The sequence below is a fragment of the Pseudorhodobacter sp. genome (genome assembly GCF_034675685.1).
Lineage (GTDB): Bacteria > Pseudomonadota > Alphaproteobacteria > Rhodobacterales > Rhodobacteraceae > Pseudorhodobacter.
This window is the reverse complement of record NZ_JAUCDA010000016.1, coordinates 274,076-290,385: the sequence shown is the minus strand read 5'-3', so window position 1 is coordinate 290,385 and position 16,310 is coordinate 274,076. Positions and strand designations below refer to the sequence as shown.

At 56.9% G+C, this 16,310-nt stretch carries 10 protein-coding genes and 1 pseudogene; all 11 read right to left on the bottom strand.

What is annotated here, in order from left to right; genetic code table 11:
- Positions 1-9 precede the first annotated feature (9 nt).
- Complete coding sequence (locus tag VDP61_RS12780) at positions 10-930, bottom strand: DMT family transporter (RefSeq protein WP_323007259.1); 921 nt, start codon at positions 928-930, stop codon at positions 10-12.
- Between the two features lie 148 nt (positions 931-1,078).
- Positions 1,079-5,294, bottom strand: a pseudogene (gene rpoC / locus VDP61_RS12775) (DNA-directed RNA polymerase subunit beta').
- A gap of 96 nt (positions 5,295-5,390) precedes the next feature.
- Positions 5,391-9,524, bottom strand: coding sequence for a DNA-directed RNA polymerase subunit beta (gene rpoB / locus VDP61_RS12770; protein WP_323007258.1), 4,134 nt, complete (start codon positions 9,522-9,524; stop codon positions 5,391-5,393).
- A 280-nt stretch (positions 9,525-9,804) separates the two neighbouring features.
- A complete protein-coding gene (rplL, locus tag VDP61_RS12765) occupies positions 9,805-10,179 on the bottom strand; it encodes a 50S ribosomal protein L7/L12 (RefSeq protein WP_323007257.1) in 375 nt (124 codons plus the stop codon).
- A 68-nt stretch (positions 10,180-10,247) separates the two neighbouring features.
- Positions 10,248-10,763: a 50S ribosomal protein L10 gene (rplJ, locus tag VDP61_RS12760; protein ID WP_323007544.1), complete on the bottom strand. Its 516-nt coding sequence runs from the start codon at positions 10,761-10,763 to the stop codon at positions 10,248-10,250.
- A gap of 321 nt (positions 10,764-11,084) precedes the next feature.
- Entirely contained in the window at positions 11,085-11,783 is a 699-nt protein-coding gene (gene rplA, locus VDP61_RS12755; protein WP_323007256.1) for a 50S ribosomal protein L1, read from the bottom strand.
- Between the two features lie 3 nt (positions 11,784-11,786).
- Positions 11,787-12,239, bottom strand: coding sequence for a 50S ribosomal protein L11 (rplK, locus tag VDP61_RS12750; protein WP_323007255.1), 453 nt, complete (start codon positions 12,237-12,239; stop codon positions 11,787-11,789).
- A 105-nt stretch (positions 12,240-12,344) separates the two neighbouring features.
- Positions 12,345-12,878, bottom strand: a complete 534-nt coding sequence (gene nusG, locus VDP61_RS12745; protein ID WP_323007254.1) for a transcription termination/antitermination protein NusG — start codon at positions 12,876-12,878, stop codon at positions 12,345-12,347.
- A gap of 190 nt (positions 12,879-13,068) precedes the next feature.
- The gene (gene secE / locus VDP61_RS12740; RefSeq protein WP_323007253.1) at positions 13,069-13,266 is read right to left on the bottom strand and encodes a preprotein translocase subunit SecE; all 198 of its coding nucleotides are present in this window, start codon (positions 13,264-13,266) and stop codon (positions 13,069-13,071) included.
- A gap of 177 nt (positions 13,267-13,443) precedes the next feature.
- Positions 13,444-15,354: a sulfate adenylyltransferase subunit CysN gene (gene cysN / locus VDP61_RS12735; RefSeq protein WP_323007543.1), complete on the bottom strand. Its 1,911-nt coding sequence runs from the start codon at positions 15,352-15,354 to the stop codon at positions 13,444-13,446.
- Positions 15,355-15,362: 8 nt separating this feature from the next.
- Positions 15,363-16,301 carry a sulfate adenylyltransferase subunit CysD gene (cysD, locus tag VDP61_RS12730; protein WP_323007252.1) on the bottom strand — a complete coding sequence of 313 codons (939 nt, stop codon included), beginning with the start codon at positions 16,299-16,301 and terminating at the stop codon, positions 15,363-15,365.
- Between the last annotated feature and the right edge of the window lie 9 nt (positions 16,302-16,310).

Here is a 16,310-nt window from a genome sequence, read left to right as displayed (position 1 = left end):
GGCCCTGCCCTATCTATCGGGTGTGGCGGTCCCGGTCAGCGAGGCCCTGCTGGCAGAAATTCGACGCTGCAACTGGTGTTCACGCAGATAGGTATAAAGCCCGGTTGCAACGATGATCGCGGCCCCCAGCAGTGTCAGCCCCCTTGGGAAATCGTCAAACACCAGCCAGCCCAACAAGATCGCCCAGATCAACGCAGAGTAGCGAAACGGTGCGACAACACCCACATCGCCCACACGCATCGCCATGACGATGAACAAATACCCCAGAATAAGCATCACCGAAGCCCCGGCCAGCATGGCCAGAACCTGCGGTTCAACCGGCGTCCACTCTTCGATTGCCAACCCGGACAGGCCCATCAACGTCACCGCAATCGAGGTGTAGATTGCAATGGTCACCGATGGCAACCCGGTTGAAAACTGCCGCGTTGTCAAATCCCGCACCACGACAAAGGCAACGGATATCAGCGCCACCACCGACCAGATGTTAAAACCGTCGGTCCCCGGCCGCACGATCAGCAAGACGCCCGCAAAGCCCACGGCAATCGCCGTCATCCGCCTCCAGCCAACCGGCTCTTTCAACGCAATCGCCGCGCCAAGCGTCACCGCCAGCGGCAAAGATTGCATGATCGCCGACAGATTTGCCAAGGGCATCTGCCGCAAGGCCAGCAAAAAGGTGATCGTTGCCCCCAATTCAGCCGCCGTGCGCCAGCCCAAAAGGGCACGGTCGTCAGGTGATATCCAGATGCTTTTCATGCCCATCGCCCAAGCCAAGACCAGCAACGCAGCCAGGGTCATCACCCCGCGGATCACGATCGCCTCGGACAAGGGCAATACCTGCGTAACCGCCTTCATGAAGCTGTCATTCACGGTAAATGTGGCCATGGCCACCGCCATGAAAATGATCCCGCGCGTATTGTCTGTAAAAGTCAAAGCAATCCCCTCTGGCCGCAGGCAAAGCATTTCAGTGCCGGGCAGCCAAGGTCAAGGCCCACACGCGCTGATTATTGTATCCCGCACAAATAGAAAAAAGGCCCCCCGCAAATTCATGCGAGAGGCCTTTTCATTTCAGTGCCGAGGTTTACTCGCCGAGGCCGTCGACCGGAGCGGCACTAACCGGCACAGGTGCCGCCAAAGCTGCGGCCTGTTCGGCTTCTGCCCGGCGGTTTTCCACGACCTTTTGGTCACGTTCTGCCGCAATCCGCTTGACGCGGCTTGTTGCCCCGCCCGTCCCTGCCGGGATAAGGCGCCCGACAATGACGTTTTCTTTCAGGCCGACCAGTTTGTCGCGCTTGCCCTGAACCGATGCCTCGGTCAGAACCCGCGTGGTTTCCTGGAACGACGCCGCAGAAATAAAGCTGCGCGTTTGCAAGCTGGCCTTGGTGATGCCCAACAAGATCGGCTCGGCGGTTGCGGGACGGACCCCCAACTTATGCGCCTTGGCGTTGGCCTCATCCAATTCCGTCTTATCGACGTTTTCGCCCTTCAGCAGCGTGGTCTGGCCCGAGTTCGAGAACCTCGAACTTTTGCAACATCTGGCGAACGATCACCTCAATATGCTTGTCGTTGATCTTCACGCCCTGCAAACGATACACGTCCTGCACTTCGTCGATCATGTAGTTGGCAAGCGCCTCGACCCCCAGGATCCGCAGAATGTCATGCGGGGCCGGGTTGCCGTCCATGATGTAATCGCCCTTCTGGACAAAATCACCCTCTTGTACCGGAATATGCTTGCCCTTGGGCACCATGTATTCCAGCGGCTGAAGGCTGTCATCCAGCGGTTCCAGCGTGATGCGGCGCTTGTTCTTATAGTCTTTGCCGAACCGCACATAGCCATCGGATTCCGCGATGATCGCGTTATCCTTCGGGCGCCGTGCCTCAAACAATTCTGCCACACGGGGAAGACCCCCGGTGATGTCCTTGGTCTTGGCACCTTCGCGCGGAATACGCGCAACCACGTCGCCGGGGCGAATATCCTGACCGTCTTCGACCGACAAAATCGCGTCGACCGACATCGGGTAGGAAATCGGATTGCCGGCTTCGTTGCGCACCGGTTCACCGTTTTCATCCATGATGATGACTTCGGGTTTCAGGTCGCTGCCTTTCGGCGCCGACCGCCAGTCAGAAACGATCCGCTGGGTCATGCCGGTTGCATCATCCGTATCTTCGCGCACCGAAATGCCCGAAATCAGATCTACAAACCGCGCGACACCGGCTTTTTCGGCAATGATCGGCAGGGTGTAGGGGTCCCATTCGAACAGCTTCGCGCCACGTTTGACCGCCTGGCCATCCTTGACGTGAACCTTGGCACCGTAGGAAACCTTGTGCGTTGCCCGATCCTGACCAGCCTCGTCGATGATGGCGATCTGCATCGCCCGGCCCATGACAACCTGCTCACCCCCATGGTTTTCCAGCAAGTTCGCGTTGCGGAACTCAACCTTGCCTTCCTGGGATGCTTCGAGGAACGACTGCTGCCCACCCTGCGCAATACCGCCGATGTGGAACGTCCGCATCGTCAGCTGTGTGCCCGGCTCACCGATCGACTGCGCGGCGATGATGCCGACAGCCTCACCCTGGTTCACCAACGTACCACGGGCCAAGTCGCGGCCATAGCACTGGGCGCAGACCCCTTCTTCGGCTTCACAGGTCAGCGGGCTGCGGATGCGCGCCGAGGCAACACCAGCCATATCAATCAGATCAGCGGTGCGCTCGTTGATCAGCTCGCCGCGCGCCACGATCACCTCATCCTGACCCGGAACAAGGATATCCTCGGCGGCCACACGGCCCAGCACACGTTCAGACAGCGAGGACACGACCTCACCATCATTCACCGCCGCCGAGGCGGTTATGCTGTTTTCTGTTCCGCAATCATGCGCCCGAATGATGCAATCTTGTGCAACATCAACCAGCCGCCGCGTCAGGTAGCCCGAGTTGGCCGTCTTCAAAGCCGTATCCGCAAGGCCCTTACGGGCACCGTGGGTAGAGTTGAAGTACTCCAACACGGTCAGACCTTCTTTAAAGTTCGAGATGATCGGTGTTTCAATGATCTCGCCGTTCGGCTTGGCCATCAAACCACGCATCCCGCCCAACTGTTTCATCTGCGCTGGCGAACCACGCGCCCCAGAGTGCGACATCATATAAACCGAGTTCGGTTCTTGCTCGACGCCAGCATCGCTGTAACGGACGGCGGAAATTTCATCCATCATCTCGCTGGCGACCTTGTCCGAACACTTCGACCAGGCATCGACAACCTTGTTGTATTTTTCGCCCTGAGTGATCAGGCCGTCCATATACTGTTGTTCGAATTCCTTCACCTGATCGCGAACTTCGTTCACAATCTCCCACTTGGTGTCAGGGATCAGCATGTCGTCCTTACCGAACGAAATACCGGCCTTGAACGCCTCACGGAAACCCATGGTCATGATCTGGTCGCAGAAAATCACCGATTCTTTCTGGCCGCAATAGCGGTAGACCGTGTCGATGACGTTCTGGACGTCTTTCTTGCGCAACAAACGGTTCACAAGGTCGAACGGCGCTTTGGCATTCACGGGCAACAGGTTGCCAAGGCGCAAACGGCCCGGCGTGGTTTCATAGCGCTTCCACACCTCATTGCCTTCTGCGTCGATCTGCTTGATCCGCGCCTAAATCGAGGCATGCAAATGCACCGCACCTGCGGCCAGCGCATGTTCGACTTCGGTCACATCGGCAAAGGCCATGCCTTCACCAACCATGCCCTTACGCTGCATGGTCGTATAGTACAGGCCCAAGACCATATCCTGCGATGGAACGATAATCGGCGCACCATTGGCAGGCGAAAGCACGTTGTTGGTCGACATCATCAAGACGCGCGCTTCCAACTGTGCTTCCAGTGACAGCGGAACGTGGACCGCCATCTGGTCGCCGTCAAAGTCAGCGTTGAAGGCCGAACAGACCAGCGGGTGCAGCTGAATAGCCTTGCCTTCGATCAAGATTGGCTCAAACGCCTGGATGCCCAAACGGTGCAAAGTCGGCGCGCGGTTCAACAGAACCGGGTGCTCGCGGATCACCTCGTCCAGAATATCCCAAACCTCAGGACGCTCTTTTTCGACCAGTTTTTTCGCCTGTTTGACGGTGCTGGAAAGCCCCTTGGCCTCAAGACGCGAATAGATGAAGGGTTTGAACAGCTCCAACGCCATCTTTTTCGGCAGGCCGCACTGGTGCAGTTTCAGCTCGGGGCCGGTCACAATAACCGAACGGCCCGAAAAGTCGACGCGTTTGCCCAAAAGGTTCTGACGGAAGCGACCCTGCTTGCCTTTCAGCATATCCGACAGCGATTTCAGCGGGCGCTTGTTGGTGCCCGTGATCACGCGGCCACGACGGCCATTGTCAAACAGCGCATCGACAGATTCCTGCAACATCCGCTTTTCGTTGCGCACGATGATATCGGGCGCACGCAGTTCAATCAGCCGCTTCAGGCGGTTGTTGCGGTTGATGACGCGGCGATACAGGTCGTTCAGATCGGATGTCGCAAAGCGACCGCCATCCAGCGGCACCAAGGGGCGCAATTCTGGCGGGATAACCGGAAGCACTGTCAGAACCATCCATTCGGGGCGGTTACCCGACTCGAGGAACGACTCAACGATCTTCAAGCGCTTGATGATCTTTTTCGGCTTCAATTCGCCTGTCGCTTCTTTCAACTCTTCGCGCAACTGGTCAGCAGTTGCCTCAAGGTCGATCGCGGCCAGCATTTCCCGGATGGCTTCAGCGCCGATATTGGCGGTGAATGCATCCGCCCCATACAGGTCTTGCGCGTCCAGATACTCTTCTTCGGTCATCAACTGGCCATAGGTCAGGTCGGTCAGACCCGGCTCAATCACCACATAGTTTTCAAAGTAGAGAATCCGCTCCAGATCCCGCAGCGTGGTATCCAGCATCAGGCCAATACGGCTTGGCAGCGACTTCAAAAACCAGATATGCGCAACGGGTGCGGCCAATTCGATATGGCCCATCCGCTCACGGCGAACCTTTTGCAGCGTGACTTCCACACCGCATTTTTCGCAGACAACGCCGCGATATTTCATGCGCTTGTATTTGCCGCACAGGCATTCGTAATCCTTGATCGGGCCAAAGATACGCGCGCAGAACAGACCGTCACGCTCTGGCTTGAATGTGCGGTAGTTGATGGTTTCCGGCTTCTTGATCTCACCATAAGACCAGCTCAAAATCCGCTCCGGCGAGGCCAGGCTGATCTTGATCTCATCAAAGGTCTTGACCGGGGCTACCGGGTTAAACGGGTTGGTCGAAAGTTCCTGGTTCATGTCTCATTCCTTGAAAGGAGGCGTGGAAAAGTGAAAGGCGACCCCGAATTTTCGGCGAAAATTCTGATTTTTCGACGAAAAATCGGGGCCAACCGCTTACTCTTCCTCCGCGTCCAGGAGTTCCATATTCAGGCCGAGGCCACGCACTTCCTTCACCAGAACGTTGAAGCTTTCAGGCACGCCGGCCTCAAAACTGTCTTCACCCTTCACGATGCTTTCGTACATTTTGGTCCGCCCCGCCACGTCGTCCGACTTCACAGTCAGCATCTCTTGCAAGGTGTATGCAGCGCCATAGGCCTCCAAGGCCCAGACCTCCATCTCACCCAGACGCTGACCACCGAACTGCGCCTTACCACCCAGCGGCTGCTGTGTGACAAGCGAGTATGGGCCGGTAGAGCGGGCGTGCAATTTGTCGTCGACAAGGTGGTGCAGTTTCAGCAGATATTTGACGCCGACGGTAATGGGTCGTGCGAACTGCTCACCCGAGCGGCCATCAAACACGATGGACTGACCGGATTCTGCGAACCCTGCCCGTTTCAGCGCGTCATTGATATCCGCTTCCTTTGCGCCGTCAAAGACGGGCGTTGCAATCGGCACACCGCCGGTCACATTGCCTGCCAGTTCCAGAAACTCCTCATCGCTGCGGTCGCTGAACGCCGCCTCATAGGTTTCATCCCCATAAGCCAGACGCATCGCTTCTTGCACCGGGGTCATATCCCCCGAGCGACGGTAAGCGGCCAAAGCCTCGTCGATCTTCATCCCAAAGCCGCGCGCGGCCCAACCCATATGGGTTTCCAGAATCTGACCGACGTTCATCCGCGACGGCACGCCCAAGGGGTTCAAACAGATGTCAACGGTCGTACCATCCGCAAGGAACGGCATGTCCTCCATCGGCACCACTTTGGACACCACACCCTTGTTGCCGTGACGACCAGCCATCTTGTCGCCCGGTTGCAGCTTGCGCTTTACCGCCACAAACACTTTGACCATCTTCATCACGCCCGGAGGCAGGTCATCCCCGCGACGCACCTTTTCGACCTTGTCGTCGAAACGGTGATCCAAAGCGCGTTTTTGCGCCTCGAACTGGTCGTGCAGGGCTTCGACGTCTTTCGCCTCGGCCTCTTCACCAAGCGCCAACTGCCACCACTGACCACGGCTCAGCGTGCCCAGCAATTCCTCATCAATGGTTGACCCTGCTTTGATGCCTTTCGGCCCTTTGACAGCGGTTTTGCCCATGATCAGGGTTTTCAGACGCGAATAGATGTTGCGTTCCAGAATGACCAATTCGTCATCACGGTCGCGGGCAAGGCGTTCGACTTCCTCACGCTCGATCTGCAAGGCGCGCTCGTCTTTGTCCACACCATGACGGTTGAACACACGCACTTCCACAATCGTACCAAACGCACCCGGCGGCAAGCGCAGCGACGTATCGCGCACGTCAGAGGCTTTTTCACCAAAGATGGCGCGCAGCAGTTTTTCTTCTGGCGTCATCGGGCTTTCGCCCTTTGGCGTGATCTTGCCAACCAGAATATCGCCCGGCTGCACTTCGGCACCGATGTAAACAATCCCGGCCTCGTCGAGGTTGCGCAAGGCTTCCTCACCGACGTTGGGAATATCGCGGGTAATCTCCTCCGGCCCCAGTTTCGTATCGCGCGCTGCAACTTCGTATTCGTCGATATGGATCGAGGTGAACACGTCGTCTTTCAGAATACGCTCGGAAATCAGGATCGAGTCTTCGTAGTTATAGCCATTCCACGGCATGAAGGCGACGATGACGTTCCGGCCAACGGCCAATTCGCCCATATCGGTGCTGGGGCCATCGGCCACAACTTCGCCGCGCACAACCGTATCACCCACCTTCACCAGCGGGCGCTGGTTGATGCAAGACGACTGGTTCGACCGCTTGAACTTGCGCAGACGGTAGATGTCCACGCCCGGCTCTCCGGGTTCCATCATCTCGGTCGCGCGCACAACGATACGCTGCGCATCGACCTGATCAATGATACCCGCACGGCGCGCCATGATGGCCGCACCAGAGTCGCGCGCAACAATGCCTTCAATCCCCGTGCCCACATAAGGGGCGTCGGATTTCACCAAAGGCACCGCCTGCCGCATCATGTTGGAGCCCATCAACGCGCGGTTGGCGTCGTCGTTTTCAAGGAACGGGATCAGCGACGCCGCAACCGACACAAGCTGCTTGGGCGAAACGTCGATCAAGTCCACAGCTTCCGATGGGTTCAGCATGAAATCGCCGGCTTTCCGGGTGGAAACCAGATCATTCACAAAGCGCCCGTTTTCGTCCAGCTGCGCATTGGCCTGCGCAACCGTGTGGCGCATTTCCTCGGTCGCGGACATATAGACCACTTCGTCGGTCACTTGCCCGTCGATAACCTTGCGATACGGCGTTTCGATAAACCCGTACTTGTTCACGCGCGCGAATGTCGCCAGCGAGTTGATCAGACCAATGTTCTGACCTTCTGGCGTTTCAATCGGGCACATCCGGCCATAATGGGTCGGGTGAACGTCGCGCACCTCAAAGCCGGCGCGTTCCCGCGTCAAACCGCCCGGCCCAAGGGCCGAAAGACGACGTTTATGGGTGACTTCGGACAGTGGGTTGGTTTGGTCCATGAACTGCGACAGCTGCGAAGAGCCGAAGAATTCACGCACCGCAGCCGCAGCCGGTTTCGCGTTGATCAGGTCTTGCGGCATGATCGTGTCGATCTCGACCGAGCTCATCCGTTCCTTGATCGCACGTTCCATCCGCAAAAGGCCGACACGGTACTGGTTTTCCATCAATTCGCCAACCGACCGCACGCGGCGGTTGCCAAGGTGGTCAATATCGTCAATCTCACCCTTGCCATCGCGCAATTCGGTCAGGGCCTTGATACAGGCAACGATATCGTCACGGTCCAGCGTGCGCTGGGTGTCGGGCTTGCCCAAATCCAAACGCATGTTCATTTTCACACGGCCAACGGCCGAAAGATCATAACGCTCGCTATCAAAGAACAGCGTGTCAAACAGGTTCGACGCCGCTTCTACGGTTGGCGGCTCACCTGGGCGCATAACGCGGTAGATGTCCATCAACGCGGTGTCGCGGCCCATGTTCTTGTCGGCGGCCATGGTGTTGCGAATATAGGGGCCGACATTGACGTTATCGATATCCAGAACCGGGATATCGGTAATGCCCTGGTCCAGCAGAACCTTCAGGCTTCCGCCTTTCACTTCGCCGTCCTTGTCATATTCCATCGTCAACTCGTCGCCGGCTTCGACCCAGATCTCGCCGGTTTCTTCGTTGATGATATCCTTGGCGACGTATTTGCCAAGGATCTGGTCAAAGGGCAGCAACAATTCCTGCACTTTACCCTCGTCGATGATCTTCTTGACCATCCGTGGCGTCATCTTGTCGCCCGCTTTACACAGCACTTCGCCGGTATCGGCGTCAACAATATCAAACGCCGGGCGGGTGCCGCGCACACGCTCGGGGAAGAACCTGGTGACCCAGCCCTTGTTCTTCTCATATTTATAGCTGACGGTGTTGTAATACGCGTCCATGATCTGCTCTTGGCCCATGCCAAGCGCATAAAGCAGCGTCGTCACCGGCAGTTTGCGCCGACGGTCGATGCGCGCAAACACAAGGTCCTTGGCATCGAATTCAAAATCCAGCCAAGACCCGCGGTAGGGGATGATCCGGCAGGCGAACAGCAATTTGCCGCTGGAATGGGTCTTGCCCTTGTCATGGTCAAAAAACACGCCGGGTGAACGGTGCATCTGGCTTACGATCACGCGTTCGGTGCCGTTCACGACGAAGGTGCCGTTATGCGTCATCAAAGGCATATCGCCCATGAACACGTCTTGTTCCTTGATGTCCTTGACCGAGCGCGCGCCGGTATCCTCGTCAACATCAAACACGATCAAACGCAGCGTCACCTTAAGCGGTGCGGCGTAAGTCATGTCGCGCGACTGGCATTCGTCGACATCATATTTCGGCTTTTCAAGCTCGTATTTCACGAACTCCAAAACAGCCGTTTCGTTGAAATCCTTGATCGGAAACACCGATTGGAAAACGCCCTGAATACCGTCTCCATCGGTCGGCTTCGGGCCCTCGCCCGATTTCAGGAACAAATCATAGGAAGATTTCTGAACCTCGATCAGGTTCGGCATCTCCAGCACTTCGCGGATTTTGCCAAAGTAACGGCGGATTCGCTTTTGACCTACGTAGCTCTGAGCCATGCTCATAGTCACCTTTCATCGTTTTCGCCGGCGCAGGCTCGTCGGGCCACGAGCATACGCCGCTTGGCGATAGAGGGGTTACCGGTTCTATTCATGCCCCCCGTCCCACCGGAAGGCTCCCGAACTTGGACAACACACCTTGGAAGGGGTTTGGGGCCAAAACCCTGTCAACCCCGGATCAAACCCCTGCCAAGACATATCGTAAGACGCAGATGGCCGGGCGCGAAATACATCGCGCCCAGCCTTTTATTTCAAACGGCACCCAATGGCACCAGCCAAATTACTTCAGCTCTACTTTCGCGCCAGCTTCTTCCAGCTTCTTCTTGAAGCCTTCGCCGTCAGCTTTGGACACGCCTTCTTTTACCTTGCCGCCAGCTTCAACCAGATCCTTGGCTTCTTTCAGGCCAAGACCGGTGATCGCGCGCACTTCTTTGATGACGTTGATTTTGTTCGGGCCGGCTTCGGTCAGAACAACGTCAAACTCGGTCTGCTCTTCAGCAGCCTCGGCAGCACCTGCAGCAGGGCCAGCCATCATCACAGCGCCGCCAGCAGCGGGCTCGATGCCATACTCATCCTTCAGGATGGTTTTCAGTTCTTGTGCCTGAAGCAGGGTAAGACCCACGATTTCTTCGGCGAGTTTTTTCAGATCAGCCATTTTCTGTTCCGTTCAGTTAAGATGGGTTCCAACGTCGGTATTACAACCACGCCGGATCATAAGATTGCTCAGGCGGCAGCCTTGTCCTCAATCGTGGACAAGATACCGGCGATGTTTTGAGCAGGCGCGCCAATGGCCCCGGCGATGTTCGACGCAGGTGCACCGATGCAAGACACGATCGAAGCAATAAGCTCCTCACGCGACGGCATCGCTGCAACGGCTTTCACACCAGCAGGATCCAACATTGTGTCACCCATAGCACCACCAAGAATAATGAACTTGTCATTCTTCTTGGCATACTCGTCCGCGACCTTCGCAGCTGCGACAGGGTCTTCGGAATAGGTCAACACGGTCATGCCCGTAAGCAGGTCAGCCATCTTTGCAGCGGGCGTCCCTTCAAGGGCGATCTTGGCGAGCTTGTTCTTGGCAACGCGTACAGAACCACCAACTTTGCGCATTTCGGCGCGAAGGCTCTGCATCTGTGCAACCGTGATCCCGGCGTAGTGGGCAACCACTACGACGCCAGAGCTTTCAAAGATCTGGCCGAGTTCGTCGACCACTTTCTCTTTTTGTGCTCTATCCACAGTTTCACTCCAAGTTTTGGGGCCCAGAATATTTTCTGATCCCCGGCTCATATTTGCCCCTTTCCAAAGAAACGGGCGTTCGGGTCCTTTTACGGGTCCCGAGGCCAGATCACCCGAGGAAAACCTCGGAAATTTGTCTCGATCCCCATCTCAGGCAGGAAGATTAAGGGCAAATGCCCCCCCACCGTCTCGGACAGGACAGGGCCTATCGCGGCCCCGCCATCCTTTCCCCAAAGGGTCAGGAATTTCTTTGGCATAAAGCGGCGCTGATGCCCCCCCCTGCCAAGCCCGCAAGATGCGCTTGCGCGCATCATACGGAAATTACTTCGCCGCAGCAGAGGCCAGATCGACAGCGACCCCCGGACCCATCGTCGAAGACAGCGAAATCTTCTTAAGATAGGTGCCCTTGGCGCCAGCCGGACGGGCCTTGGTTACAGCATCCACAAAGGCGCGAATGTTCTCGGCCAGCTTGTCAGCATCGAACGAGGCTTTGCCGATACCCGCATGGATAACGCCGCCCTTTTCAACCTTGAACTGCACTTCGCCGCCCTTGGCATTGCCAACAGCACCGGCGACATCCATGGTTACAGTGCCAACCTTTGGGTTCGGCATCAGGTTGCGCGGACCAAGGATCTTGCCCAGACGGCCGACAAGCGGCATCATGTCCGGGGTTGCGATGCAACGATCAAAATCAATCTTGCCGCCCTGAATGGCTTCCATCAGGTCTTCTGCGCCAACGATATCGGCACCAGCTGCGGTCGCTTCATCGGCCTTGGGGCCACGCGCAAACACAGCAACACGCACCGTTTTACCTGTGCCGTTCGGCAAGGTCACAACGCCACGCACCATTTGATCCGCATGACGCGGGTCAACGCCCAGATTCATCGCGATTTCCAGCGTTTCATCAAACTTGGCAGTTGCGTTCGACTTGATCAGCGCAACCGCATCATCAACCGCAATCATGTCTTTGCCAGCAAAGGCTTCCCGCGCCGCGCGCGTCCGTTTTCCAAACTTTGCCATGATTTACCCTTTAACCTCGATACCGCAGGATTTGGCCGAGCCGAGAATGATCTGCATCGCGCCATCAACGTCAATGGCGTTCAGATCTTTCATCTTGGCTTCGGCGATCTGGCGCAACTGTGCCAAAGTAATCGTGCCCGCAGTTTCGCGGCCGGGCTTCACAGACCCTTTGGGGCGGTTGCGCTTGCCCACAGGTGGCAGGCCAGCAGCTTTTTTCAACAGATAGGACGCCGGGGCGACCTTTGTCTGCAAGCTGAAGGACTTATCCTGATAATAGGTGATGATAACCGGCGTCGGCGTGCCCGGCTCCAGATCAGCGGTTTTCGCGTTGAATTCCTTGACGAAAGCCATGATGTTCAGGCCGCGCTGACCCAATGCCGGGCCAACGGGTGGGGATGGGTTGGCTTGCCCCGCCTTAACTTGCAGCTTCAACTGCCCAATAATCTTCTTGGCCATGTGGCCTCTCCTTTTATCACCGCACCCCACAACGGGGCACAAGGTTTAGTGGTTCGGTTCGCGCCCCGCGGTTTCCCGCGCGGCCTCGCCTCCCACAGATGCACGTCAGGCTGTTTTGGTAACCTGCGTGAATTCCAATTCGACCGGGGTTGCCCGGCCAAAGATAGAGACCGTCACCTTCAGGCGGCTATGATCTTCGTCTACCTCTTCAACCATACCGGCAAAGCCCTCAAACGGACCGTCAGTCACGTTCACCTGCTCGCCAATTTCAAAGCGGATCAGGTTGCGCGGGACAGATTCACCCTCTTCAACCCGATTCAGAATCGCGTTCACTTCCTCATCGCGCATTGGCATCGGCTTGCCCTGCGGGCCCAGGAACCCGGTAACGCGGTTGATTGATGAAATCAGGTGATAGCCCTTGTTCGTCATTTCCATGCGCACCAGCACATAGCCGGGCATGAAGCGCCGCTCGGACGTCACCTTCTTGCCGCGCCGCACTTCCAGAACTTCTTCTGTCGGAACCAGAACTTCTTCGATCTCATCCTCAAGCCCGGCCTCTATAACGGACGTTCTGATCTGCTCGGCAATCTTCTTCTCAAAATTTGAGAGAACACTTACCGAATACCACCGCTTCGCCATGCCTGCTTCACCTATCTGATCCAAGACCCAAGCCTCGGTAATTCCTTGACTTTCGGGCAGTTTATTCCGCCCTGCGTGGAAAAAAACAACGCGCGGCCCGAATCTCCGCGCGTTTTTCATTCCTGATTACGGCCTCAGTTACAACGCCAGCCCCATGATTTCAAGGGGGCACGGCTACTTCTGGCATGTTTCAGCCGAGGCTGTTGATCACTGCGCTCAGCCCGGTGCGGATTGTCAGATCAACCAGCGAAAAGAAGGTCGCGGTCAGCGCCGCCATGATGAACACCATGATCGTGGTCAAAACCACCTCACGGCGGTTTGGCCAGACAACTTTGGAAATCTCGCTCCGCACTTGTTGGATGAACTGAAGAGGGTTGGCCTTTGCCATCATTGCGTCCTGACTGTTCGATGCTTTGCCCGCAGATACCGCTTTGCGCCCCAAGTTTCAAGCCCGATGCAAACCATCGACTGTCCGGGCTCTTCTGGCCCCGTCAGGCAGCTTGGCCGGGACTGTCAAACCTGGCGCCCCCCCTTGCCCCCCAAAGCGGGGGGCGCGGTTTTGCGATCACGTCGACAAAAGCACCTGAACGATTTGTTCGGCGGCGTCTTCGGCGGTCAGCTCTACCGTGTTCACAGTGATTTCGGCTGCCTCTGGTGCTTCATAAGGGCTGTCGATACCAGTAAAGTTTTTCAGATTCCCGGCGCGGGCCTTTTTATACAGGCCTTTCACGTCGCGCGCCTCGGCAACCTCCAGCGGGGTGTTGACATGGATCTCTATGAACTCTCCGGCGGCCATCATTTCGCGCACCATAAGCCGCTCTGCCCGGAACGGCGAGATGAACGCGGTCAGAACAATCAGCCCGGCATCGGTCATCAACTTTGCCACCTCACCAACACGGCGGATATTTTCCACCCGGTCGGCATCGGTAAAGCCAAGGTCACGATTCAACCCGTGGCGCACGTTGTCACCGTCAAGCAAGAACGTGTGCTTGCCCATCGCATGCAGCTTTTTCTCAACGATATTGGCAATCGTAGACTTGCCCGACCCCGAAAGCCCGGTGAACCAAATCACTTTGGCTTTTTGGTTCTTGATCTCGGCATGGGCTGCGCGGCCAATATCCAGGGCTTGCCAGTGGATGTTCTGGCTGCGGCGCAGGGCGAAATGCACCATCCCGGCGGCCACTGTTGCATTGGTCATCCGGTCAATCAGAATAAACCCGCCAAGATCGGGGTTTGTGGCATAGGCTTCAAACGGAACCGCGCGATCGGTTGAGATATTCACCACGCCAATCGCATTCAGCCCCAGCGTTTGCGAGGTCAGGTGTTCCAGCGTGTTGACATTCACCTCATATTTCGGCTCGGTCACTGTGGCGGTCAGGGTCTGGGTGCCCATTTTCAGCAAATAGGGTCGGCCGGGCAGCATTTCGGCCTCACCCATCCAGACCAGCGTTGCCTCAAACTGATCCGCCACTTCGCAAGGCGCATCCGCCGCCGTAATCACATCACCGCGCGAACAATCCACCTCATCGGCAAAGGTCAGGGTAACCGATTGGCCCGCGACCGCCCGGTCCAGCGTGCCGCCATAGGTTACGATGGATTTGACGGATGTGGTTTTGCCCGAAGGCAGAACCCGAATCGCATCGCCGGGGGCCACACTGCCCGACCCGATCAGCCCGGAAAACCCACGAAAATCCAGGTTGGGGCGGTTCACCCATTGCACCGCCATACGGAAATCACTGTCTTGCATCTGCGCCATATTGATCGGCGCGTCTTCCAGATGCCCCAGCAGGGTGGGGCCCTGATACCACGGCGTATTCTCTGATCGGCTTACGATGTTATCGCCCGCCAGCCCCGAAATAGGGATTGGCAGAAACGCTTTCATCCCGATTTTCTGTGCAAAAGTCGAATATTCCGAGACTATCTTGTAAAATCTCTCGGCGCTATAGCCGACCAGATCCATTTTGTTCACGGCAAGAACGACGTTCTTGATGCCCAACAAGTTGACCAAATAAGAATGTCGCCGCGTTTGCGTCAGCACCCCTTGCCGCGCATCAATCAAGATCACCGCAAGATCGGCCGTAGAGGCCCCCGTGACCATGTTGCGGGTATATTGTTCGTGGCCGGGGGTATCGGCCACAATGAACTTGCGCTTGTCGGTGGCAAAGAAACGGTAAGCCACGTCGATCGTGATGCCCTGCTCACGTTCGGCTGCCAAACCATCCACCAGCAAAGCAAAGTCAATGTTCTGCCCTTGGGTGCCATGCGCGCGGCTGTCGCTTTCAAGGCTGGCAAGCTGGTCTTCAAAGATCATCTTGCTGTCATACAGCAGCCGCCCGATCAGCGTTGATTTGCCATCATCAACCGAGCCACAGGTGATAAAGCGCAGCATGGTCTTGTGTTGGTGCTTTTCCAGATAGGCGTCGATATCTTCGGCGATCAGCGCCTCTGTGACATAAGCGGGGTCTTTTTGGGTCATGTCAGCCATCAGAAATACCCCTCTTGCTTCTTCTTTTCCATACTCGCGGATTGATCATGGTCAATCGCGCGGCCTTGCCGTTCGGATGTGGTCGTCAGCAGCATTTCCTGAATGATCTGCGGCAAGGTCGCGGCCATGCTTTCCACGGCCCCGGTCAGCGGATAGCAACCCAGCGTGCGGAACCGCACCGAGCGCATCTCTGGCTTTTGCCCATTGGCCAGCGGAAAGCGATCATCATCGACCATGATCAGCATATCATTATATTCGACCACCGGGCGCGGGGCGGCAAAATACAGCGGCACAATCTCGATGCCCTCCAGATGGATATATTGCCAGATATCCAGTTCCGTCCAGTTTGACAGTGGAAACGCGCGGATGCTTTCGCCCTTGGCCTTGCGGGTGTTGTACAGCTTCCACAACTCGGGGCGTTGCTGTTTTGGGTCCCAGCGATGGTTGGCCGAGCGGAAGGAAAAAATCCGTTCCTTGGCGCGGGATTTTTCTTCATCGCGGCGCGCCCCCCCAAAGGCCACGTCGAATTTATACTTGGTCAGCGCCTGTTTCAGCCCCTCGGTCTTCCACATATCGGTATGCATCCCGCCATGGTCAAACGGGTTGATGCCCTGCGCCAGCGCCTCGGGGTTTTGATAGATCAGCAATTCCATCCCGGCATCAGCCGCCGCCTTTTCGCGCAGCTTGTACATCTCCTGGAATTTCCAGGTGGTATCAACATGCAGCAAGGGAAACGGCGGTGGTGCCGGGTAAAACGCCTTTTTTGCCAGATGCAGCATGCAGGCCGAATCCTTGCCTACAGAATAGAGCATCACGGGGTTGTCCGCATTTGCCACCACCTCGCGCATGATGTGGATGCTTTCCGCCTCCAATCGTTGCAAATGGGTCAGGGTGCTGGACGAGATTTCCACAGCGGCAGTCTTGGGTGGCGTCGTCATAGTGACCTC

Coding starts and splice junctions, on each gene's coding strand:
- rplA (WP_323007256.1), bottom strand. CDS start 11,783: ATGGCAAAGTTTGGAAAACGGACGCGCGCGGCGCGGGAAGCCTTTGCT.
- rpoB (WP_323007258.1), bottom strand. CDS start 9,524: ATGGCTCAGAGCTACGTAGGTCAAAAGCGAATCCGCCGTTACTTTGGC.
- cysD (WP_323007252.1), bottom strand. CDS start 16,301: ATGACGACGCCACCCAAGACTGCCGCTGTGGAAATCTCGTCCAGCACC.
- rplL (WP_323007257.1), bottom strand. CDS start 10,179: ATGGCTGATCTGAAAAAACTCGCCGAAGAAATCGTGGGTCTTACCCTG.
- cysN (WP_323007543.1), bottom strand. CDS start 15,354: ATGACCCAAAAAGACCCCGCTTATGTCACAGAGGCGCTGATCGCCGAA.
- nusG (WP_323007254.1), bottom strand. CDS start 12,878: ATGGCGAAGCGGTGGTATTCGGTAAGTGTTCTCTCAAATTTTGAGAAG.
- secE (WP_323007253.1), bottom strand. CDS start 13,266: ATGGCAAAGGCCAACCCTCTTCAGTTCATCCAACAAGTGCGGAGCGAG.
- rplK (WP_323007255.1), bottom strand. CDS start 12,239: ATGGCCAAGAAGATTATTGGGCAGTTGAAGCTGCAAGTTAAGGCGGGG.